We start from the raw sequence: 2,394 nt of genomic DNA, 5'->3' as shown, positions 1-2,394 counted from the left end.
AGCCACACCCTGGCCAATGCCTGCGCCACTACCCGCTACGGCGGCGCCGTGGCCGCCTGCGGTCTCGCGGGAGGGATGGACTTCCCCTCCACCGTCATGCCCTTCATCCTGCGCGGCGTCACCCTCTATGGCATCGACAGCGTGATGGCACCGCGCCCGCTGCGCCAGCAGGCCTGGGCCCGACTGGCAGAGGATCTCGACCTGACTCGCCTCAACCTCCTCACCCGGGAAGTGCCCCTCTCCCAGGTCGTGACCCTGGGGGATGCCTTCCTGGCAGGCCAGGTACGCGGCCGGATCCTGGTCAATGTCCAGGGGTGATGACTGACGCGATATGAGCCGGCTCGCCTGACCAGGTCAGGCGAGCCTCTCCAGGGCATTTCGCAGCTACACGGAACGTCACCCCTCCTTCCCATCGTCCATGACAATGGACAACAGATGCGTTCAAACACTCAAGTGCAGGTTTCCCGGACAGAGGGACCGAAACACCTCTATATGCCGCACCTTGCCGCTGCGCGCCCTCCCCCATCGATGCAGACAACCGTCACGCCTCACCGACAAGCCCCTGCCCTGGATACCCGTATTCGCCGAAATGAAGCCCTGTTCGCCCACGACTGCGAACCATTGTCTTGCCCAGTGACAGACCCCCGTTAAACAATCGATGCATCGAACAAATAATTCAGAATAGGAATACCTTTTATTTATCACCGCATATAAAAAGGGCGCATCATCTTGTATTAAACCTGTTTTTTGTATGGAAAAGACCGAATCAAATGACAGGGGTGCATTACACTCAAAACGACGCTTCATACCCAGAAAGTGTGAAGGGTTCGTCAACGAAGAGATGTCGGATGATTCTATTTTCTTGGCTGGGGTGTGCTTATGTTCGACTCGAAACTTAAAAAAGAGCTGGCAGCAGAACGAGAGAGGGCCTTGAAAAGCGAGGCACTGGATCATGCCATGCACGATCATCTTCCCATGATTGAATTCACCACCGATGGTTATATTCTCGATACCAGCCCGCTTTTTCTTCATTCCGTCGGCTACTCCCTCAATGAGATCGTGCAGCAGCATCACGCCATGTTCTGCATGAAAGAAGATACCGACTCTCCCTCCTATCGGGAATTCTGGCGAGATCTGGCAAATGGGCACAGCCAGCATGGCACCTTCCACCGGGTTGGCAAACAAGGCAAGGAAATATGGCTGGAAGCCACCTATTTCCCCGTCAGCCAGGGCGGAAAAATAATCAAGATCATCAAAATAGCGTCAGATGTGACGGTGCAACATGATCTGCTCATGACTCAAAAAGCAATATTTGAGGCGCTGGATCGCTCCCTTGCCGTCATCGAGTTTGAACCGACTGGTGTTGTTATTTCCGCCAACCGTAATTTCCTGGATACCATGGGCTATCGACTCGATGAAATTAAAGGCCATCAACATCGCATGTTTTGTGATGAGCTGTTTTATCGGGAACATCCCGATTTCTGGCAGGAGCTGGCTCAGGGTACGTTCAAATCGGGGCGCTTTCAGCGATTTGATAAAAAAGGCCATGAAGTCTGGCTGGAGGCAACCTATAACGCTGTGCGGGGCAGCCATGGCAAGGTGATCAAGGTCATCAAGTTTGCTTCCAATATCACCCCGCAGATCAGCAAAGATCAGGCCGTACAACATGTGGCCAAGGTGGCAAATGAAACATCTGTCACAACCAAATCCTCCGCCATCAAAGGAGAGGAGATGTTGACCACCGTCGTCTCCACTTCGGACAATATTGTCAGGCAGATGGAACATGCCAGCACCTTGATGAGCAAGCTCCACGCTCAATCCCAGAATATCACCGCCATCGTATCCACCATCAGCAGCATTGCAGACCAGACCAACCTGCTCGCGCTCAATGCCGCCATCGAAGCGGCGAGAGCCGGCGAACAAGGCAGGGGCTTTGCCGTCGTGGCCGATGAAGTTCGTCAACTGGCGGCAAGAACCTCCCTATCGACCAACGAAATCGCCAATGTCGTCAGCCAGAATCAGCAGCTCACCAGGCAGGTCAGCGAGCAGATCCAGTCCGCGGCAGACGGCGCCATCCACGGGCAAAAGCAGATCGATGACGTTGCAAAAGTGATGGAGGAGATAAGACACGGAGCAGAAGAGGTGTCGACCATCATCTCGGAACTCTAGATAAATCTGGGAAGCACTCCGGAGCCTGCCATCGAGCAGGCTCTTTGATGTTCACACCAGGGGCCGTAGCTTGGCACTTGCAGATTCAAGAGATGAACCGGCTCTTCAGGTCGCGGCCATTCTGACAGTCAATTGACTAGAAACAAAAAGGCCACTATTGCTAGTGGCCTTATTAAGTCTTTGATTTTAATGGTGCCTGAGGCCGGAATCGAACCGGCACGACGC

Annotated in this window: 1 protein-coding gene and 1 pseudogene; both read left to right on the top strand. The window is 54.0% G+C overall.

What is annotated here, in order from left to right:
- Positions 1 to 318, top strand: a pseudogene (locus AACR77_RS22830) (oxidoreductase); the annotation flags it as partial.
- A 561-nt stretch (positions 319 to 879) separates the two neighbouring features.
- Positions 880 to 2,169: a methyl-accepting chemotaxis protein gene (locus tag AACR77_RS22825; RefSeq protein ID WP_042878977.1), complete on the top strand. Its 1,290-nt coding sequence runs from the start codon at positions 880 to 882 to the stop codon at positions 2,167 to 2,169.
- Positions 2,170 to 2,394: the final 225 nt, after the last annotated feature.

This window comes from Aeromonas sp. ZOR0002, from assembly GCF_963866995.1.
GTDB lineage: Bacteria > Pseudomonadota > Gammaproteobacteria > Enterobacterales > Aeromonadaceae > Aeromonas > Aeromonas caviae.
Note: the sequence above shows the minus strand (reverse complement) of the source record. Positions and strands in the feature narration are given on the sequence as shown.